Here is a 20,669-nt window from a genome sequence, read left to right as displayed (position 1 = left end):
GCGGGAAACGCGGCGATCCGCCTGGCCGTTCGTCGGACGACACCGGGGTTGTGGAGAATGTCCGCCTTACTGCTGGAGAAAAGATGACCGAGGACACACTCGTGTCCCTCAAACTTCCTTCCGGATACCGTGCCCGGGGCCATGACTCTGGCCCGCTGACGGAGACCGACAGGCGACCCCTGCTCCTGGAGCAGCGGGAGACAGCACTCGGTGGGCTGCGACTGACGACCAAGGCCATCGCCCCGACGCGTATCTGGCGGGCCTCGCGGCCAGGTCGTCGCCACGACACCGGCGCGCGGCCCGGAGACGCCTTCCACATCCTGATTCCGCTGGCCGGCCGGGTGGACGTCGTCTGGGAGCACCGACGTACCAGCTCGGGCGTCGGAGACCTGCTTGTCCACGACCTCACCCGCATGGTCGCCTGTGACGTGTGGCCTCCGGATGACGGGCCCGCCTTCCGGGCCACCTGCATCGCCATCCCCAAGTGCCTGCTGAATCTGCCGGCCGAACGCCTGGACGGACTGCTGGGCCGCCCCCTCTCCGCCATCGAGGGCATCGGTGGCCTGCTCACCGACTTGGTCACCAACATCAACCAGACCATGCACCACCTGCGGCCCACCGATGGCCCTCGACTTGGCATGACGCTCGCGAGCCTGACCTCCGCGCTGCTTCTGCGCGCTCTGGAGGAGGACGGGGTGAAAGCGACCAGCCGGTCCCACAGGCGCGCTCTCACTCTGCGTATTCAGGGGTTCATTCAGCGGCACCTGCGTGAGCCGGATCTGACGCCTCCGGCGCTGGCCGCGGCGCACCACATCTCCACCAGTTACCTCCATCGGCTGTTCCAGGAAGAGGGACTGAGGGTGACCGCATGGATCAAGGCGCAACGACTGGAACGTGCCCGCCACGACCTGGCCGATCCGGCGTTGCGTCATGTCCCCATCCACGCGATCGCCGCCGGGTGGGGCTTCTCCCATCCCTCGGACTTCAGCAGGGCCTTCCGTCGCGTCTACGGCGTCTCGGCCAGCGCGTTCAGACGGCACGCGTTGCCGAACTGACGGTCGGTCCCCTTCCTCGTCGGCCCGAGCCAGGGTCGCCCGCAATCGCGACCTCTTAACCGAGAATCGCAGCCTCCTTGACCGAGAATCGCTATCGCTTGACGAGGTAATTTTACATAGTTGTACTAAATTTCGGATTTATCACTCAGTGCGGGAGGAGGGTATTCATGCAGGCTGTCGAGGTGAAGGGTCGGGTCGGGTCGGACCAGAGCGCCGATGAACTATTCGATCTGGTGATAGGCGATCTGGAACACGAGATTCCACCGCTCGCGTCACCGACGAACTCGGGTAGCGGTACCGCCTGTGGTACATGCGCAGGCAACTACTGCTGCTGATGCGTGCCGGGTGGTGCCGCTGACGGCGGCACCACCCGGATGGGCCCTACGTCCCGCAGCAACGAGTTGGGAGGACCTTTGCCGGATGCGTCAGCGGACGCCGAGCCGCTCTGGGAGATGTGCACCCCGGCCGGCGGCGCCGATCAGGACGTCTCCCCCGCGCTTCCGCCGGTTGCGCGGCGAATGATCGCCGCGGTCCGCGAGGGCACGGCGGGTGGGCTGTTCCCACCTGTCATCACGGCCGGCCCGGAAGGGACGGTCGCGGTCGACCGGCTGCTCGGTGGCGCCGCGGACGCGCGAATGCTCGCGCACGCGCTCGAGGACCAGCGGTTCACTCCCCTGCTGGCGTTGCTGGATCGGTTCGACGACTGGTGTGTTTCCGCCGCACGGCGATATTCGACGGTCATCGCCCCCGGCGTGCTGGACATTGCCAACGCCGATATCTTCGGGCCGATGGTGTCTGAGGCATTCGTGGCGTGCGCGACCGGACGAGCGCACTACGCCCGGGACCGGGTGGCGGAATGGGCGGCGCGCAGCGAGGCGTTCCTGACGCTCTTCCTTGATCGGTTGCTGCGGGACATGAGCGCCTGCTGGCCCGAGGACCCGGCGTTTCAGGGACCGGTCGTCGGGTTGTGGACACATGGCGAGGAAACCCACAACGGCCGGCAACGGGTGTTGCGGCTGGACTGCGCCGGCGGTGGCCGGGTCGCGTACAAGCCGCGGCCCGCGTCCGGCGAGCTGCTGTTCACCGCGTGCGCAGGAGACGGCCCGCCGGCGTCGGTGTTCGAACTGCTCAACAACTCACCCGCGGCGTCTGGTGAGGTCCGGCTGCCGGTGCTTTCGTGCTGGTCCGGTGCGGGCCGGGGTTACCTGTGGCAGGAATGGATCGAGCCGCCCGCGCAGTGGGCACCGATCCGCACGTCAGGCCCGTGGCGGCTGACCGGCACCCGGCTGACCCCGAGGGAGGCGGCGCGGTTCTGGCACCGGACCGGCTCACTGGCCGCCGCGATGTTCGCCTTCGGGATCACCGACATGATCGGCGGCAACGTGGTGACCGGGAGCAGGCCCGGCGAGCCTGAACCGCTGCTGTACCCGATCGATCTGGAGATCTACTTCTCCCCGGTTCGCCGGCTCTACGACACGGGTTTGCTGCACGACCGAACCGCCGAGATCGACCAGCACCACGTCGGCCTGGAGAGCACCCCGCGGTGGTGCAGCGCCGAGGGCCCACCGGTGTGCTGGCGTGCGGAGCCGTCGGGAGTGCTACGCCTGCACCGCCGCCGGTCCTCCTACACCAGGGATGAGACCAGGACCGTCGTCGCGGACACCGAAGGACGGGCCGGCTACGGTCACTACCTGCCGGCGATGCTGCGCGGGATGTTCGACGCCTGGACCCTGATGTGCCGGCAGCGGCCGGCGATTCGGCGATTCCTGTCGACCGCCACCACCGGGCACTACGTCCGGGTGCTGCGGCAGCCCACGTTCCGGTACTTCGACGCGCTGGTGCCACGATGGCTGTCCGGCGGCGGCGCCGCACCGGTTCCCACCGAGCCGGACGTCCACTTCGACCGGGCGGAACTCGACCAGCTTCGACGCATGGACGTGCCCTACTTCGTTCGTTCGCTGGATGGCGGGCCGGTGCTGCGGGTCGAGCCGCCGCCGCAGCCGTTCGAGACGGCCCCGGTCGCGGCCCGGCCCGTGCCCGAGAGCGGCTGGCCCCCGCTGCCGGAGCTGCTCGATGGCGCGAACCTCGAACTCGCCGGTCTCGGAGTGGCACTTCGAGACGCGGTGGAGCACGTGTTCGACGATGTGACGGAGCACGTCGTCACGGACGAGTCCCTGGGTGTGCGGCTGCACCTGGAGAGTCCCGCCGAGGGCCAGGTCGGCTTCGACTGGCCGGAGGTGGGCAGGCGGGTCACCTATGTCTGGAACCGGGAGAAGGTACGGCTGCGCATCGACGCGGTGGACGCGCCGGAGGTCCCGGTCGAGCCGGCGCCCGCCGGGGAGATCCGGCGCCGGCTGCTGCGCCTGGACCGGCTCGACGGTGCCATCCGGATGCCGTGGGCGGCTGGCGGCATGCTCGACGGTGCCGCCGAGCGCCGCCTGCGGACCCTGACCGACGCCGGCATCGCATGGCTGTCGAAGGTCGTGGCCGACCATGGGTGGCCGGGTCACACGATGGTCGGTGCCGCGGCGGCCGCCGCGGCGAGTCGCCTCGTACAGCACGCGAGAGAGCACCTGGACTTTCGTCGACATTGCCTTGAGCTGATGCGGCAGGCGGCGGCGGACGGTGATCTCCCGTGGCGTGAGGTCGCGTACCTGACCGACGAGTTGCGTCTCGCCGACGGGCTCCCCCAGGTGTACGGCACGAAGTTCGAGCCCGTGTCCGGGAAGCTGGTGCCGTGCCCGATCGAGGAGCCGGACGACGTGGACCGCCGGCGTGCCGCCCTGGGCATGGAGCCACTGGCGGACTACACAGACCGAGTTCGGCAGCGGTTCCCCCTGACGGGGAAGGAAGCATCATGACCACACTGATCCACGAGGCGCGACAGGCACCTGGCGACCTCGACTGGGCGCTGTTCGGGCGGCAGCACTGGGACAGGCAGCCCACCCGGCTGCGCGCCCGGCCACCGGTCGGCCTCGACCAGCTCCACGCCCTGACCGTTCAGGCATGCGCCCCGTTCCGCGCCGGCACCCGGTTCGGGGTGATGCCCGACGTCCGGATCCTGGTCGGCGACGGCTGGCTACGCGCGCCGGGCACACGGCTGCCGGACACCACCGACCGGACCCTGGACGATTACCTCGATCGGCTGGACGCCGACGCGTCCGAGCAGGGCTACCTGCTCATCGTGCGGCAGCCATTGCTCCTGGACTTCGCGCTGTGGTCCGCCGTGCGTGCCGCGATCTGCGGGCTGTGGCGGGCGGTCGGCTGGCCGAACCTCCCGGTGGTCACCGAGGTGCTGATCGGCGACCGGTTCACCCAGCACGCCGGCGAGGCAGGGGCGCCGACTCACGCGGCGCTGACGTGGGTGCTGCAGGGGCGGATGGACGTACGGCTGTGGAACGAGCGCAGTGGTCCCCCACCGGCCGCGATCGCCGACCCGGACCGGGACCTGGACGGTGTGCGAACCATGAGTGCCGAGGCCGGAGAGCTGCTGTACTGGCCGGGCGACCGGCGGCACGTGGCCGCCTACCGCGAGCGGTGCGTGGCGCTGCGCCTGTGGATTCCGGTCGACCGGCGGCTGCCGTTCACCGCGTTGCGGGATCTGCTCGCCGACCTGGTGCACAGCCGGCAGGGCAACAGCGAGGCCGTGCCGTACTTCCCGTTCGGTCCCGGATCCCGAGTCGACGAGCAGGGCGGGGTGCTGCCCCGCCTGACCGCGCTCGGCGACGAACTGCGTGCGGTCGTGGACGGCGAGCAACTACGCAGGATGCTGCGAGTCCGCTGGGCTGCGTTGCGTTCCGCGGCCGGTCTCGAACCGATTCCGGAGCCACGCGAGGGCATCGCGATGTCGCGGCAGACCCGGGTTCGCCGGTCGAGCGAGATCGTCCGGATGCCTGACGGGCCCGAGCACGAGGTGTGGGCGGTCAACGGGAACGTTTTCACCCTGCCCAGAGCCGCTGGCGACCGGGTGTTCGCCGCACTTCTCGACGGCGAGGAGACCAGCGTCGCCGAGGTGTGCCGCGCCGCCGGCGTCGGCGATGACAACAGTGTGCTCGCGTTACTGGACAAGCTTTACCGGCTGCGCGGCATCGATGTGGTCGAGGTGCCTGCGCGATGACGCTGACAATCGAGAAGTCATTCGACTGGGACACCTTCGTCGACCGGTTCTGGGACCAGAAACCCGTGTTGTACAAGAACATCGACGGCGTGCCGTTCGCCGAGGCGGAGGTGTTCGAGACCGCTGTGCTCGGCAGCCGGCCGCCGCATCCGCTCGCCATGCCAGGAAATATGCAGTTTCTCGTGCAACGGCGGCAGCAGACGCGGCCACACGACTACCTGCCGGAGCTGTCGGACCGTTCGTTCGACGGCTACGAGCGACGCATGGCCGACCGGTTGCACGGACAGCGTTACGCCCTCGTGGTGCACCGGTTTCACGCGTTCTGCCATCCCCTGTGGACACGCGCGCAGCGGTTCTATTCCGGTCTCTGGGAGCGGGTCGGGCAGCCGACACACACCGCGGGCTCCACGATGTTCCACGGCTCCTACGAGCACAGCCCGGTCGGCGTGCACCAGGATCGCTTCGCCACCTTCATGTTCTGCGTACGTGGCACCAAGCGGATGCGGTTCTGGGCCGAGCGTCCGTGGTCGGATCCGGTGCACACGGTGCTGGACTACCAGCCGTACCTGGCCTCCTCCTTCGTCGTCGAGGTCGAGCCGGGAGACCTGCTGTACTGGCCGTCGCGGTACTACCACGTCGGGGAGAGCGCCGGCGACGCACCGGCAACGAGTGTCAACGTGGGCGTTCCCCGCCGCGAGCACCGGCCGTACTACGAGATCAAGGATCTGTTCCGGGGCACCGAGCCGGCGGCGTCAGCCCCGTTGTTCACCCCGGACGCCGGTCCGGGCGGGCGGCTGGCCGGTGAACTGCCCGCGGCCCTCGCCCACGCTGTGGACGCCTTCACGGAACATCTGAGCCAGGCCCGGTTCGCCGATCGGGCCACCAGTCTGGCCCTGCGGGTCAGAACGGCGGGTGGGTTCTGGCCGACCCAGCCGCCCGCCGAGCTTCGCCCGCTTGACGACGACACTCCGGTACGCGGATGCGCTCCCCTGCTGGCCGCACCCGGCGACGGCGCCCGTAGGTACGCCGCCAACGGCAACGTCTCCTCCGGCACGACCACCGCTGAAGCCCTCGCGGTGCTGGACCGGCTGAACGCCGGCGAGGTGGTACGCGTCGGTGAACTGCCCGTGTCCCAGCGCGAGCAGGTACGCCACCTGTTGCAGGAATTGGAGAGCTTCCGTGCGGTCACCCGCGACGACACCGACTGACCGGACACCGGCCCACCGTCAGGCGGCCGCCAGGATCGTCGCCGAGATCGCGGACCGGCTGGCGGAGCCGGACCGGGTGGCCGAGATCGCGGGCGCGCCGGACAACCTCATGCGCTATCCGGGCAACCGCCAACCGGTGTGGGATCCGCTGCTGCTTTCCGACGGTCACCCCGGAGTCGCCTTGCTGTTCGCGGAGTTGGCCGCCGAGGCGCCGGAACTGCGTGGCCGGGCGCACGCTCACCTGTCCGCGGCGCTCGGCAGTGGGCTCCGGCTGCTGCCGCAGTCCCTGTTCGGTGGCATGGTGGCGCTCGCGTACGCCGGGCACACCGCGGCCACCGGATTCGGCGGCTACGCCACAATGCTGGCAGGACTGGACCGGCACATCACCGACCAGGTGCGACAACGCGCGCGAGCCGACCGGGAGCGGATGGTTGCTGGAGAGCCGGTCGGCGCGTGGGACCGCTACGACGTCCTCGGCGGCACCGCCGGAATCGGTCGTTACCTGCTGGCCCGGTACGAGTCGGCGACCGAGCGGGCGGTGCGGCAGGCAGCGGGTCTCGCGCTGACCGATGTGCTGGAGTCGCTGGTCGCCGCGGCGACCGCGGACGACATCGGGTGCCACGGCACCCGGCTGCCCGCGTGGTGGGTCACCGATGGGCTGGAGTACGGGCTGGTCGAGCATGTCAACCTCGGTCTCGCACACGGTGTCTGCGGGCCGCTCGCGCTCCTCTCCGTCGCCTGGCGGGCAGGGTTCCGGGTGGACCGTCAGGACGAGGCCATCGAGCGGATCATGGCGCTGCTGTCCCGATGGCGTACGACCGACGAGGCCGGCCCGCGCTGGCCGCACCTGATCACGCTGACACATTTCGAGAACGGGGAACCGCCCGAGCGCGGGCGGGACTCGTGGTGCTACGGCGCGGCGGGTGCGGCACGTGCCGTGTACCTGGCCGGCGCCGCGCTGGACCGTGCGGACTGGCGCGCCGACGCGCATGCCGCCCTTCATGGTGCGCTGACCGCGGCAAGCGACGAGCTGATCCATGACTCCGCGCTGTGTCACGGCTGGGCGGGTCTGCTACAGATCGCGCTGCGTATGGCACACGACAGCGCCGACTCGAACTACCACGTCATCGCCGACAGGCTGGCGGTGCGGGTGGTGGACGGGTTCGACCCCGAGGCGCCGTTCGGTTTCCGGTATCGCCACTCGCTTGCGGCACGCGATCTGGACCGCCCTGGCTTCCTGGAAGGAGCCGCGGGCATCGCCCTCGCCCTCCACACCTACGCCACGAGGAACGTGCCGGCGACGGCGTGGGACAACGCCCTGCTGGTGAACTGACAGCGCACCCGAACAGGGCGTTCCGAATAGGGCGAGCCGGCACATCCGGCTGGTGTCCGCACGCGTCCTTCGCCTCGGTGGGCGTGCACAGCGCCGAGAGCTCTCCCAGGCGCGACGAGTCTTACGGGATCGTATGACAGATGTCATCTGCGTTGATGACATCGGCTACTGCCGCTGTGTCCTTGCTCTCCGGAAGGATCAGCCGCGGGCGCCGTGGGTCGCGCCCGCCCCACCGATCGAGGAGAGCTGATCATGCGATGGCTTGTTTCCGGAGCACTGCTGGGATTACTGGCGATGGTCGTGTGTGCAGCGCCGCCGGGTGCGGCCGACGCTGGGCCGCTGCCGGTCCGGGCCGCTGCCGGTGGGGTGGCCGGGGTTCGGGTGCCGGAGCTGAAGTGGAAGGCGTGCGCTGATGTGCCGCAGTTGCAGTGCGCCAGTGTGCCCGTGCCGCTCGACTACGCTCGCCCGCACGGCCGGTCGGTGACACTGGCCCTGGCCAGGATCCCTGCCAAGGATCCGGCCAGGCGGCTGGGTTCCCTGGTGGTGAACCGCGGCGGCCCTGGCTACTCGGCCGTCGACTACCTGAGTGGCATCGCGGGAGGTACGCTACCCAGTCCGGTGACCGCCGACGTGCTGGCCAGATACGACATCGTTGGCGTTGATCCGCGCGGCATCGGGCACAGCAGGCCGGCCGTTGGATGCTTCGGGGACGCGGCCGAGGCGGCGGCGCTCGCCCGTGGCGTGTCGAACGTGCCGGTGACCGTGCCGGAGCGGCGTAAGCGGGCTGGGGCGGACGCCAGATACGCGAGCCTGTGCCGTGAGCGGAGCGGCACGTTGCTCGATCACCTCACCAGCGTCGCGATGGCACGCGACCTTGACGTGCTGCGCGCGGCCCTGGGCGAGGAGCGGCTGAACTACTTGGGCCAGTCATACGGCACCTACCTCGGCATGATCTACGCAAACATGTTCACGAGCAGGACCGGCCGGTTCGTCTTCGACAGCATCGTCGACCCCGAGCGGCGCGACGCGGGCGAGCCGGGCACCACGCCGTCAAGCCGCATCGGCAGTGACATCGCCAGTAGGCAGACGCTGGAGGAGTTCTTCCGGCTCTGCAAGGCGGGTGGCGAACGTTGCGCGTTCGGCGACGGCGACCCGGCGGCGGCGTTCGCGCACATCCTGGACGTACTGCGCAAGGGACCGGTGCTGCTCAAGGGCAGCGATGGCAAGGCGGTCCCGCTCACCTACTCCTACGTGGTCACGTGGACCGGGCAGTGGCTGTACCAGCCGGTGTTCTGGAACGTCCAGGGCGGCGGCGCGCCGTTCCTGAAGGAGGTCGGCAAGGCGATCAAGGATCCCTCTGGCGAGGCGGCCGCCGCCCTCGCGACCGAGATCGTCACGTTTCAGCAGGCCGGGATCGGCATCCCGCCGTACACCTCGCCGATCATGCCCGCCTACCACACGGTGACCTGTGCGGAAACGGACGGTCCCGGGACCGTCGGGGCCCTGACTCGGCTCGCGGCCGAGCGCGACGGGCGTGCCGGCCCGTTCGGCACGCTGCGGGTCTACGAGACGAGCCCATGCGTGCCATGGCGGAGTGCGAACAAGATCAGATACAAGGGTCCGTGGACCGCCCGCACCGACGAACCCGTGCTCATCGTGAACAGCAGGTTCGACCCGGCGACCCCGCTCTGGTCGGCGCGGCGCGTGCATGGGATGCTGCAGAACAGCCGCCTCCTGGTCAGCGAGGGGTGGGGGCACGTGGCCGCTCAGCAGTCCACCTGCGTGGTGGAGGCGGCCTCCCGTTATCTGACGGACGGTACGCTGCCCGCCGAGGGAGCCGCATGCAAGCCCGACACGGTCCCGTTCGCCACACCGGCGGTGGCCAACCGCACCAGCTAGGCGCTTCCGCGTGGATATCCGGCGCGGGCGTCCTTCGCCGGCGACACCGATCCAACCCTGCGGATGCCTGGTTCGGCGCTGCTCGTCGCAGCCTCGGCGACCGACGCCCAGGAGCAGGTCGGCCACGAAGGTCTTGCCGAGCCTGCGTGCGAAAAAGTCGCTGCGTCCGCTCGCGTCCATATGCACGAGACGCCTCACAAGATTGCCTCACAGCTGAATGGCACGAGCGCCGCCCGGAATCCCGGGCGGCGCCTGCGGGTACGGCGGCGTCCGCGCCGCCTCGCCGCTCAGCGGCGGAGCGTGCGGGTCGCGGTCGCCACCTTGGTGGGGTCGCTCCCTGACCTCGCCGTCAGCGTCACCGTGCCGTTCGTGGCGGTGCCGGCGCCGTCGACGCCGACGACCTTGACGCCCCGGCGGGCGCCGAGAAGCTGGGCCGCCTCGGCCATGGTCTCCTTGCGGGGTCCGGCGATCTCGGGGATCGGCGTACCGGGGGCGGCGGGGGCGGTGGCCAGGCCGGCGTCCTTGAGCCGCTGGGTCGCGGCATCGACCTGCGCGGTGTCGTCGACCTCGACGCCCAGGTGGTCCATGCGGGTGTCCTGGCCTTCCTCGCCCTCGATGAGCACCAGCTTGAGTGGCGGCTCGGCGATGGCGAAGTTGGCGTACCCGGGCCGCCGCTTGGCCGGTTCGGCGCCGAACAGCTTGGAATAGAAGGCGATCGATCCCTCCAGGTCGGCGACGCGGAGGGCGAGCTGGACGCGCGACATGACGATCCCCATCGCATTGTTTCGATTAATGTCTAAGCAGGATCGAGTTTGCGCTCCTGCTTAGAATTCTGTGAAATTAAGGTCATGTCGAAGCAGGAGCTGCCGGTGCTCGCCGCCGAGTGCTGCACGCCGCTGATCGCTGAACCGATCGCCGAAGACGAGACCACCGAGACGGCCCGCGCGTTCAAGGCCCTCGGCGATCCCATCCGGTTGCGGCTGCTGTCCCTGATCGGCGCGCAGGAGAACGGCCGCCAGGCCGGCGACGGGGTGTGCGTGTGCGAGCTGACCGTCGCCTTCACCGTCACCGCCCCAACGATCTCCCACCATCTCAAGGTGCTGCGGGAGGCCGGGCTGATCGACAGCGAACGGCGCGGGACCTGGGTCTACTACTGGATCATCCCGGCCACGCTCAAGCGCCTGACCGGCGTGCTCGCCCTGCCCGACACGCTGCCTCGGCCGGTTCCATGCCCGCCGATCAGGTGAACCCGGCCGGGCAAGGGCTCCATGCCCTACGGCCGGTCCGGGACGCGATCGGGACCCGCGTCCGTGCGCTGATCGCCGACCGCACCGCCGCCGCCGGGTGAAACCGGTGAGCCTCATCGCGCGCCCAGGCGCGGCCGCCCCCGGACCGCTCATCGCGGCCATGCGCGACGAGCACGCCGAGCAGGTGCTGACCGTCTACCAGCTCGGCATCGACGAAGGCCAGGCCACCTTCGAGACCACCGCCCCCACCTGGCCGCAGTTCGACGAGGCCAAGCTGCCCGGCCACCGCCACGTCGCCCTCGGCCCCCTCGACGGCACGCCGGACCGGGTGCTCGGCTGGATCGCCGCCTCGGCCGTTTCGGCCCGCAGCGCGTACGCCGGCGTGGTCGAACACTCGGTCTACGTCCACCCCGCGGCCCGCCGCCGAGGCGTCGGATCGGCACTGCTGCAGGCGCTCATCGCCTCGACCGAGGCCGCCGGCATCTGGACCATCCAGTCCGGGATCTTCCCCGAGAACGTCGCCAGCCTGCGCCTGCACGGCCATGCCGGGTTCCGGGTGATCGGCGTCCGCGAACGCATCGGCCGCCACCACGACGTCTGGCGCGACGTGGTGCTGATCGAACGCCGCAGCCGCGTCGTCACCTGAAAGCCCGCTCCCCCGGGCTGAGCCCCTTTCCCATCCCCCTCTCATCGTCTGTCGTCGATATTGGGCCGCCCGGCCCCTGCCCCGCCCGCCTGCACGCCGCCGCGAGGAGAAGCTTGATGAGCGAGCCCGCCGGCCCCGCCTCCGCGGCCCCGGAGGCCACCATCCAGCGCTACTCCGGTCTGGCCCGGCAGGCAGCCGAGGGCGGCACCCTGCTGGACCGCGAGGCCGGCACCGCAACCGCCGGCTGCTTCGGCGCCGCCGCCCACACCGGTGCCGACGCGCCGCAGGCTGCGCTGCGCGCCAGCCTCGGCTGCGGCAACCCGCTCGCCGTCGCCGACCTGCGCCCCGGGGAGACGGTCCTGGACCTCGGCTCCGGCGGCGACCTGGACGCCCGTCCGGAGTCTGATCACGTGGCTGGAAAAGGGTTGGACGGGGTGATGCCCGGGCTTGTAGCTTGCAGTCGACCGTGACACCGCCCGAGGAGGTGAGACCCATGAACGCTGTATCGATGTGGGTGCTCCCCCTTCCCCGTCACGGCCGGCGATTGACGTAGGTGTCGCCGGGAGCGCCTCGCCAACAAGGCACTCCCGAAAGGCAACACCAATGCACTCTCTGCAGTTCACCCCCGATCGCGCACCCCTCATGTTCGACGTGATCATTGCCGGGTGCGGGCCGACTGGTGCGATGCTGGCCGCCGAACTGCGGCTGCACGACGTGCGGGTACTCGTTCTGGAGAAGGAAACCGAGCCCAAGTCGTTCGTCCGCATAGTCGGACTGCATGTTCGCAGTATCGAGCTGATGGCGATGCGCGGACTGCTGGATCGCGTTCTCCAGCATGGAAGACAGCGTCCGGCCGGCGGATTCTTCGCCGGCATCGCCAAACCCGCGCCCAAGGGCCTGGATTCCGCCTACGCCTATCTGCTGGGCATCCCGCATCCGGTCATCGAACGCCTGCTCGAAGAGCATGCGATCGAGCTGGGTGCGCAGGTCCGGCGCGGTTGCGCGGTGGCCGGTTTCGAGCAGGACGACGAGGGTGTGACCGTCGAACTGGCCGATGGGGAGCGGCTGCGTTCGCGCTACCTCGTCGGCTGTGACGGCGGGCGCAGTACGGTGCGCAAACTGCTCGGCGTCGGCTTCCCCGGCGAGCCCTCACGGACCGAAACGCTGATGGGCGAGATGGAAGTGGGCGTGCCGCAGGAGGAGATCACCGCCAAGGTGGCCGAAATCCGCGACACCCATCAGCGATTCTGGCTCAGGCCCTTCGGCGAAAGGGTCTACAGCGTCGTAGTCCCCGCCGCGGGAGTCAGCGACCGCACGGAACCGCCCACCCTCAAGGATTTCCAACAACAGCTGCGCGCCATCGCCGGAACCGATTTCGGCGTGCACTCCCCGCGCTGGTTGTCCCGCTTCGGGGATGCCACCCGGCTGGCCGAACACTATCGGGTCGGGCGGGTGCTGCTGGCCGGCGATGCGGCACACGTCCATCCGCCCATCGGCGGACAGGGCCTCAACCTGGGCGTTCAGGACGCATTCAACCTCGGCTGGAAACTGGCCGCACAGATCCGCGGCTGGGCGCCGGAAACACTGCTGGACACCTACCAGGCCGAACGCCATCCGGTCGCCGAGGACGTGCTGGACAACACCCGCGCCCAGATGGAACTGCTGTCCACCGACCCGGGGCCGCAGGCCGTGCGCAGGCTGCTCACCGAACTGATGGACTTCGACGAGGTGAACCGCCATCTGATCGAGAAGATCACCGCGGTCGGCCTCCGCTACGACTTCGGCGCGGGCCCCGACCTGCTCGGCCGCCGCCTGCGCGACATCGACGTGAAACAGGGCCGCCTCTACGATCTGCTGCGTCGCGGCCGCGGCCTGCTGCTGGACCGCACCGAACGCCTGACCGTCGGCGGCTGGTCAGATCGGGTCGATCACCTCGCGGATCCCGCTGCGGACCTGGACGTCCCCTGCGTCCTGCTACGCCCCGACGGCCACGTCGCCTGGATCGGCGACGATCAGCAGGACCTGGACGACCACCTCGCCCGCTGGTTCGGCAAGGCCGCCAACTGATTTCGCCTGAGCCGTGGTCATCCCGCACATACGTGGCGGGATGGCGGGCGGATCCGCGGCGCTGTCGGCCAGGAGCCGGGAGCGGTCGGCGTTCTCCTCGGCCACCGCCCGCCGGCATGGCGGAAAATGGCCATGCCGGCGGGACGGGCGGGGACCTGAAACCGCCGCTCCGGGCGGTGTTCACGATCGCCTCGTTCGTCACGCCTCCCGGCTGATCGCCCGCCCGCGACCTCGCTGCTCCGACCTCTACCAGACGGGCGTGAGCGCCCCGCCCTCGCGAGGACGGGGACGAGCACGGAAGCAATCCCATGGTGTCGAGGCGCGGCCACTGTCACAATCTGACCGGCAGCTCAATGTGACATCCCGTGCCGGAGGTCTCATGCGTGAAGCGACCGGAACGGAGGGCATGCCGCGCATCGTCCTCGTCGAGTACTTCCTGAGTGAAGAGCGCGCCCTGGTCTTCGGCGTCACCGCCGACTCCCCCGAAGCCGACCTGGTCAGCGTACCCCTCGCGCGTACCGAGGTCCGCGCGCTGGCCAGGGAGATCCGGGCGGGGCTGGGCACGGGCCGTCCGGATCTCCGCGCGGCCCTGCGCGACGAGCGGCTCGCCCGGCTGGTCGAGCCCGTCACGCGATGGGCACGGCCGGGAGACCTGGTGTATCTCGTCCCGCACGACGTGCTTCACCTGCTGCCGCTGCACGCCGTCCCCGTTGACGGCGGCATTCCTCTCGCCCGGCGCAACCCGGTCGTGGTCACGCCGAGCGCGGCCGTACTCCAGTACTGCCTGGCCAAGCGGACCAACCGCCGCCGCGACACCGCGCTGATCATCGCCGATCCACCCTCGGAGCGTCCCCTGGCCTTCGCCCGCGAGCAGGCGTACGCGATCGCGGAGACGCTCGGGCCTGCCCGGGTTCTGGTGGGCGAGGCGGCCTCGCGTACGGACCTGAGGGCGGCGCTGGCCGCCCCCGAGGCGCCCGCGATCCTGCACTTCGGCGCGCACGGCGCCTTCGACCCCGCCGAACCCATGAGGTCCGGCATCGAGCTGGCCGACGGTCGCCTGACCGCCCAGGACATCCTCGGCATGACCCTCGACGTCGACCTGGTGACACTGGTCGCCTGCGAGACGGGCATCAGCGACAGGCGACCCGGCGACGAGCTCATCGGGCTGACCCGCGCCCTGCTCTACGCCGGCGCCTCCTCGGCACTGGTCACGCTGTGGCGAGTGGACGAGTTGTCGACCAGCATCCTGCTGCGCGACTTCTACGCGGCCCTGGCCGGCGGCATCCCCAAGGCCGAGGCACTGCGGCAGGCACAGGACCGGCTGGCCGAGCGGACGTTCGCCGAGGTGCTGGCCCACGCGCGGGAGTCCCGCAGAAGGCTGGCCGGCGAGCCCGCCGCGACGGCGGCGCTGGCCGGTGACGAGGCACGCCTGCTGGCCCGCGCGGGCGATCCGGACGCGGCACGGCGGCTCCTGGCCGGCACGCTCCGGACACCGGGTCTGACCGCCGCCGATCTGCGCATGCTGCGGGTGACCGAGAAACGGATCACGCTCGCCGCGCCGGCCGCCGGTGCCGGGGCGGGGTCGCCGGTGTTCGACGATCCGTACTACTGGGCTCCTTTCGTTCTCGTCGGCGACTGGTACTGAGAGGTGGAGATGGGAGATGTGACATCCGGGCGGCCGATCTCCGAGCTGGCGAGCGCCGGCTTCCACAGCGGAGAAGCCGTCCCCACGGGGGCGGGGGACGTGCCGTTCGTGCTCATCGACGCCGACGGCCGTACCGCCGGCCTGGTGGGGTCCGCCGGGCCGGGGCCGGCGGTCGCCGTTCCCGCCGACACCCCGCTGTCGGCGGTCCTTGACCTCGAAGAGGTACTGGACGCGCTGCTCGGAGGCGCCGACGCGCTGGTTCTCACCGATTCCCAGGACCGTCCCGTCGGCGTCGTGCCCGCCGCGGCCGTCCGTGACGAGCTGGCCAGGTCGCTGGCCGACCCGCACGAGCTGGGCCCCGGCGAAGGGCTCGCGAGCCCCAGGCCGCTGGCACCGCCGCTGCGCATCCGCTGCGGAGTCTGCGGGGAGGTCAACGGCTTCGTCAGGTTCCGGCAGACGGAGACCTACCTCTGCGTCTCCGAGGGGCACGACTTCGTGCCCTTCTACGGGACGTCCTGACATGGGCGGCCTGTTCGAGGCGCTGTTCGGCGCGCTCGACCGCCGGCTGTTCTCCACGGTGCTCATCCCGTTGCTGATCTTCCTGGGCGCGCTCGGCTCGGTGGTCATCGCGGGGGTCGGCTGGACCGAGTGCCTGCGCTGGTGGACGGCCATGCACGCCGAGTCGCGCGTGATCCTGGTCCTGCTGGCACTCGTGCTGGTGCTGCTGTTCGCCCAGTTGCTGGCCGCGCGCCTGCCCGGCCTGATCAAGCGCTACCAGGGTGACTGGCGCGATCTGCCGGGCGGCGAGCGGCTGGCCGGCCGGCTGACCCGGCGGCACCAGGTGTTCTTCGAGTGGCTGTCGGAGAACGACGACCGGTGGGCCTCCTACCCGGCGAGCAAGGGCCGCCTCATGCCCACGACGTTCGGCAACATCCTGCGAGGGGCCGCCGACCACAGCGCCGACAGGTACCTCCTCGACTCCTCGACCGCCTGGCCGCGCCTCTACCCGGTCCTGCCGGAGGCGTTCCGGCAGGCGTTCGCCCTGGCCACCGCCGATCTCGAGCTGTCGATCATGATCAGCGCCCTGGGGGGCACGTTCGCCGTCCTGGGCGGGCTGCTGGGCGTGTTCTTCCTGCCCTGGTACGGCACCCTTGCCTGCGCGTCGGGCGGCCTGCTGGTGGCCTGGATCGGCTACCGGTCGGCGATCCGGGCCGCCGAGCCGTACGGACAGCTCTACCGGTCGGCGTTCGACGTGCACCGCTGGCTGCTGCTCGACGCCATCGGGCTCGACCGGCCGGCCGACTTCGACACCGAACTGAGGCAGTGGACCGCGCTGGACCAGTTGTGGATGCGCGGCAGCGTCAGCACCGACCGGGTCGCCCATCTCGGCTATCCGAAGGGGCCTCCCCCGGCTCCGCACGAGGTGGTGACACCCGCTCCCCCGCCCGCGGCTCTTCGACCATCACCGGGGATCGAGGCGCCACCCAGCGTGGCCACCAGGCCGATCCCTCCTGCCCGCGTCCGGCGCACCCGTACGAGCCGGATGCTCGTGGTCCTGCTCACCGTGGTGTTCTTCGGCTGCGTCGGCTTCGGCGCCGCCGCGATCCGGATGTCGCCCGGACCGGGCGCCGCCGTCCGCGACCTGCCTGCCTACCACGTGATCAGCGGCGGTGACGTGAGCGGAGCCGCGGGCCACCTGCTCGGCCGGTACACGCTGCGGCCGATCGCGTCCAGGTCGCCGATCGTCGCCGGCGATCTCGGGCCACGGCTACCCGACGGGCGCCTGTCGGAGCGTTCCGTGCTGGCCCTCGGCCCGCCCCAGCTGACGGTCACGCCCGCGTTGAGCCGGGGCGCGACCGTCACGATCCGGGTCATCCCCACCAATCGCACGGAGTCATCCGTCACGGTCCAGGACGCCGTGGTCCTCGACGTCCCAGGCGCGCGCGGTGTCGTACTGGCCGTGGGCCGAGACCGGCTGGCCGAGCTCACCGACGCCCTGGCCGGCGGCACCGCCCACCTGGTGATCGAGCTCCCGTAGGAGGGTTCATGCCTGCCGACATCTGGTTCCGCCGGTACCCGAGATATCTCGAGAAGACGGTCGTCTTCGCCAACGTGTCCCTCCGCGTGCGGCACGAAGGGGCGGTCGTGGCCACCTTCAGGCCGGGGCGGCTCGTGTGGTGGGCGTTGGCCGGACTGCTGACCGCCGAACCCTACGCCGCGGTGCTGAAGGCCGGGCCGGTTGCGCTGGCGTGTGCCGCGGCACTGGGGCTGGCGCTCGGGCTTCTCGGCTGCCTGGCCGCGCTCGCCGGAGCCGCCCTGATGGCGACGGTGGGCGGCGTGCCGTTCGCCGATCTGTCGTGGTGGACGGTCCCGCTGCTCGCCGGGTGGGTCGCCGGGGCCATGCCCTGGCCGTCGGCGGAGGTAGGCATCGCCAGGGCCTTCTGCATTCTGGCCCCGGCCGCGCCGCTCGCGGCCCTGTGGGTGGAGAGCCGCTCGTGGCTCGCGGCGCTGATCATGTACGTGCTGCTGATCCGCCCGCACTTCGGACTGGTGGGCAGGACCACGGCCGGGCTCACTCGCCGGCACCGCGGCCAGATCTGGCTGGGCGCGGTCATCTGGCTGCTCGGCACGACGTTGCTCGCCCTCGGGCCGGCGGGGGCATGGTTCGTACGGACCTGGCCGCCGGGCCTACTGGGAGCCGTCGCGGGCACCGTCTGCGTCGCGCTGGCCATGCTCGTCGTGAAGGTGATCTATCTGCTGGCCGGCAGGGGCTCCCTGGCCAAGGTCACGCTCATCAAAGCCCCGGCCGGGATGAGACTCAACCGGGACAGATTCTCCGGGCTCTACGGGGCGGAGCTGGGAATCGCCTGGTTCTGCGTGACGGCCGCGGGCATCTTCCACTACGACGTGTACGCCCTGCTCGGCTCCGGCTTCGCCCTCGTCCTGTTCTCCACGTCCTACGCGGCCCGCTGGATAGAGATCCCCATCCGCCACACCATCGACCGGCTCGACGCGGCTCACTATCTGTTCTCCGTCGGCCGGCGCCGCGAGCAGCTCCAGCGCGCCTGGGTGGAGGAACTGGACACGGCGCTCACCGTCATGGCACGCATCCGGGTGGCCATCGGCGATCTGGAGCGGCGGCGCGGGCTCGCGGGCCGGCGCCTCCAGCGGCGCAAGGCACGGCTCGACCATCTGTGGGTCATCCGCGCCAAGACCGCCCTCCAACTCGTCGAGGTGATGACGGACGAAAGCGAGAAGACGGCACTCGGCGACGTCGACGACACCCTTTGGCTGCCCTTCCAACGGGCCGAAGGGCGTCCGCCGCTGCTGGACGTGGCGCTGAAGTGGGCCGACGAAGCCCTATCCCTGCTCGACCTGGCAGCCACGACCTATCCGGAACTGCTGACGGCCAGGGAACCGCTGCGCTCCACCTTCGCCGGGTACCGCTGCTACCTTCACGGAGTCCGCGGGCTGGCCAACCGCCTGCACGGCCGCTACGAGGAGGCGGTCATCGACTACTGGACCACCGCGGGCCTGTATCGACAGATCGAGGCGTTCAACGCGGAGGCCATATCGCTGGCGGTCATCCCCACGATCTTCCCCGGCGTCGATCCCCGGCGGCTGACGGGACGGCACCCGGGGCCGCGCCCCCTCCCGCTGGCCGAGGCGGACACCGCGATGGTGCGCGCCATGGTGGACGACCGGGTGCACAACCAGCTGCGCCGGATCATGACGGCCAGCGCCGCGCTGGTACGCGCCTCGTACGGAGACCAGCACTCCGCCGAACGGTTCCTGCGACTGGCCGCGGCGATTCCGCCCGCCCGGCCGGGTAGAACCAAGATGGGGACGGAGACGATCGAAATCACCGAGACCAGACTTCAGGTGCAGGTCGGACAGCATCACCTGAACACCATGCTGAATGTGGTGGACTACGGGCCGCTGCTGCGCGGCGCGGCCCCGGTCACGGAGTACCTGCCCACGGGCCACATGAGCAACCCCTGGATCATCCAGGAGATCCTCAACGGGCGGGCTCCGATCCCCGGCCTCCGCCGGCTGGCCCGCGGACTGACCAGCAGCATCCGGCCGAAAGGCATGTGGGTGGACATCCCCGACACCATGGTCATCGAAAAGTGGATCGAGGACGCGGAGCAGCGGGGAAGCTTCGCGATGGCCGCCCAGTTCCACGAGCTGCTCGGTCTCGAGCTGCGCTCGCTCGACCCCTACCCGGCCGCCGGCCACCTCGTCTCCGCCCTGAGCCACCTGCAGTCGGTCCACTTCGGCATCGTCGACGAAGAACTGCGCGGCACGGCCCGCGGCGCCGCCGACGCGTTCGCCGAACTCGTGATCGACCACCTGGCGACGCTGGCCACGCAGCCCCTGCCACCTGGCGTACAACCCGAGCCCGCGAGCCTCGCGGTCTTCGTCGTCCGCTCGGTGAAGTCGCGCGCGCTGGCCGAACTGCTCGGCGAGACCGTGCCGGCGCCCGCGTCGGAAGAGGACGCGCTCATGAGGCATGAGCGAGAGGCCCGCGCGCGCTACCGGGACGCACGCGAGTCGGGCGACCACCAGCGGCTGCGCGAGGCCAGGGAGGAGCTCGAACACTGCTGGAGCGAGCTCCAGGAACGGGACGGGCACGACGCGGAATACGCGGCCCTGCGCGCGGGCCTGCCCATCGAGCAGGGGCGCATGCCGGCGCTGCTCACACAACTGGCCTCGCCCGGACCGTCCGGAGAAGCCACCCCTTGAGAAGGCAGGCGCCCCGGGGGGCGCAAGCGCGGTGAGCTGTGCCTTGGGGACGACTGAGCTGCGGCGCGGGCAGCGGCACGCGGGCGGTGCACACGCAGAGCCGAGCGGGATGGTCCTTGTCGAGGTGTACGGGCGGAGCCCGTTCGCTTGTAAGTGCGGGGAGACTTTGTATTATCCCAGCGCCTTTACAATGTAGATCAATACCTCGTGCTTTCAGCCCCTGCCGTCGCCCCATAGAGATGTCATGCCCCCTCCGGTGCCCCCTGGCGAGCGCGGCCAGAGTTGGGAATGGGGTCCTGGTCATATCCGGCCGAGAATTCCCGCTAAGCAATGAGGCGCTGCTCAGCGGGGCTCGTCCCTGGTGGTCCAGCCGTGTTTGGTGATGAGTTTGGACAGCGCGTTGCGGAGCTGGTTGATGCGTTCTTTGGCGTCGGGGGCCTGTATGCCGATGGTGAGGGCTGAGTCGGTGGCGTGGTAGGTGGTGTGGCATCCCTCGGCGGCGACACGAGCCGCAGCGTGGATCCGGCCCCGAAGCCGGATGAGTTTGCGCTGGTCGGTTACGCGGTCCAGGCCGTCGATGAACTGGCAGGAGCCGTTGATTGACTGATCTGAGTTCCCGGCCGTTCGGGGCTTTCCATCACTGTGTGTGATCGCCAGGAGCGTAGGTCTTCCATGTTCCGCCGCCCTCGGCTGCGAGGTTCTCGGC

16 protein-coding genes are annotated in these 20,669 nt (G+C 70.4%); 14 read left to right on the top strand and 2 right to left on the bottom strand.

Annotation, left to right across the window (positions count from 1 at the left end; genetic code table 11):
• Positions 1 to 83 precede the first annotated feature (83 nt).
• The 6 genes from ABGB18_RS46180 (at position 84) to ABGB18_RS46155 (ending at position 9,612) form a co-directional block, all read left to right on the top strand.
• Positions 84 to 1,055 (top strand): helix-turn-helix transcriptional regulator, encoded by a 972-nt coding sequence (locus tag ABGB18_RS46180; RefSeq protein ID WP_347702063.1) that lies wholly within the window; start codon positions 84 to 86, stop codon positions 1,053 to 1,055.
• 413 nt (positions 1,056 to 1,468) lie between these two features.
• Positions 1,469 to 3,916 (top strand): DUF4135 domain-containing protein, encoded by a 2,448-nt coding sequence (locus ABGB18_RS46175; protein WP_347702062.1) that lies wholly within the window; start codon positions 1,469 to 1,471, stop codon positions 3,914 to 3,916.
• Positions 3,913 to 5,172, top strand: coding sequence for a hypothetical protein (locus ABGB18_RS46170; protein WP_347702061.1), 1,260 nt, complete (start codon positions 3,913 to 3,915; stop codon positions 5,170 to 5,172). Before ABGB18_RS46175 ends, ABGB18_RS46170 begins: the two co-directional genes overlap by 4 nt.
• Entirely contained in the window at positions 5,169 to 6,380 is a 1,212-nt protein-coding gene (locus tag ABGB18_RS46165; RefSeq protein WP_347702060.1) for a cupin domain-containing protein, read from the top strand. The genes ABGB18_RS46170 and ABGB18_RS46165 overlap by 4 nt, the downstream gene beginning before the upstream one ends.
• Entirely contained in the window at positions 6,352 to 7,713 is a 1,362-nt protein-coding gene (locus ABGB18_RS46160; protein ID WP_347702059.1) for a lanthionine synthetase C family protein, read from the top strand. The genes ABGB18_RS46165 and ABGB18_RS46160 overlap by 29 nt, the downstream gene beginning before the upstream one ends.
• A 252-nt stretch (positions 7,714 to 7,965) precedes the next feature.
• Positions 7,966 to 9,612 (top strand): alpha/beta hydrolase, encoded by a 1,647-nt coding sequence (locus tag ABGB18_RS46155; RefSeq protein WP_347702058.1) that lies wholly within the window; start codon positions 7,966 to 7,968, stop codon positions 9,610 to 9,612.
• Between the two features lie 287 nt (positions 9,613 to 9,899).
• Here ABGB18_RS46155 and ABGB18_RS46150 read toward each other — a convergent pair whose 3' ends face one another.
• A complete protein-coding gene (locus tag ABGB18_RS46150) occupies positions 9,900 to 10,376 on the bottom strand; it encodes an ArsI/CadI family heavy metal resistance metalloenzyme (RefSeq protein WP_347702092.1) in 477 nt (158 codons plus the stop codon).
• Positions 10,377 to 10,460: 84 nt separating this feature from the next.
• Between ABGB18_RS46150 and ABGB18_RS46145 the strand changes: the two genes are divergently transcribed.
• The 8 genes from ABGB18_RS46145 to ABGB18_RS46110 all read left to right on the top strand — a co-directional run bounded on the left by ABGB18_RS46145 (position 10,461) and on the right by ABGB18_RS46110 (position 19,963).
• Entirely contained in the window at positions 10,461 to 10,859 is a 399-nt protein-coding gene (locus ABGB18_RS46145) for a metalloregulator ArsR/SmtB family transcription factor (protein ID WP_347702057.1), read from the top strand.
• 106 nt (positions 10,860 to 10,965) lie between these two features.
• Positions 10,966 to 11,505, top strand: a complete 540-nt coding sequence (locus tag ABGB18_RS46140; RefSeq protein ID WP_347702056.1) for an N-acetyltransferase family protein — start codon at positions 10,966 to 10,968, stop codon at positions 11,503 to 11,505.
• A gap of 116 nt (positions 11,506 to 11,621) precedes the next feature.
• Positions 11,622 to 11,975, top strand: a complete 354-nt coding sequence (locus ABGB18_RS46135; RefSeq protein WP_347702055.1) for a hypothetical protein — start codon at positions 11,622 to 11,624, stop codon at positions 11,973 to 11,975.
• Positions 11,976 to 12,147: 172 nt separating this feature from the next.
• Complete coding sequence (rox, locus tag ABGB18_RS46130; protein WP_347702054.1) at positions 12,148 to 13,572, top strand: rifampin monooxygenase; 1,425 nt, start codon at positions 12,148 to 12,150, stop codon at positions 13,570 to 13,572.
• Between the two features lie 379 nt (positions 13,573 to 13,951).
• Positions 13,952 to 15,217 (top strand): CHAT domain-containing protein, encoded by a 1,266-nt coding sequence (locus tag ABGB18_RS46125; protein WP_347702053.1) that lies wholly within the window; start codon positions 13,952 to 13,954, stop codon positions 15,215 to 15,217.
• Positions 15,218 to 15,226: 9 nt separating this feature from the next.
• Positions 15,227 to 15,736: a hypothetical protein gene (locus ABGB18_RS46120; RefSeq protein WP_347702052.1), complete on the top strand. Its 510-nt coding sequence runs from the start codon at positions 15,227 to 15,229 to the stop codon at positions 15,734 to 15,736.
• A 1-nt stretch (position 15,737) separates the two neighbouring features.
• On the top strand, positions 15,738 to 17,255 hold the full coding sequence (locus tag ABGB18_RS46115; protein ID WP_347702051.1) for a hypothetical protein: 1,518 nt from the start codon (positions 15,738 to 15,740) through the stop codon (positions 17,253 to 17,255).
• An 8-nt stretch (positions 17,256 to 17,263) separates the two neighbouring features.
• Positions 17,264 to 19,963 (top strand): hypothetical protein, encoded by a 2,700-nt coding sequence (locus tag ABGB18_RS46110; RefSeq protein ID WP_347702050.1) that lies wholly within the window; start codon positions 17,264 to 17,266, stop codon positions 19,961 to 19,963.
• Positions 19,964 to 20,305: 342 nt separating this feature from the next.
• Here the strand turns inward: ABGB18_RS46110 and ABGB18_RS46105 are convergent.
• On the bottom strand, positions 20,306 to 20,669 hold a 364-nt coding region (locus tag ABGB18_RS46105), incomplete at its 5' end, for a hypothetical protein (protein WP_347702049.1).

Source organism: Nonomuraea sp. B12E4, assembly GCF_039871825.1.
In the GTDB taxonomy this organism is placed as follows: domain Bacteria; phylum Actinomycetota; class Actinomycetes; order Streptosporangiales; family Streptosporangiaceae; genus Nonomuraea.
The sequence above is the reverse complement of the archived record's forward strand: the minus strand, read 5'-3'. Positions and strand labels throughout refer to the sequence as shown.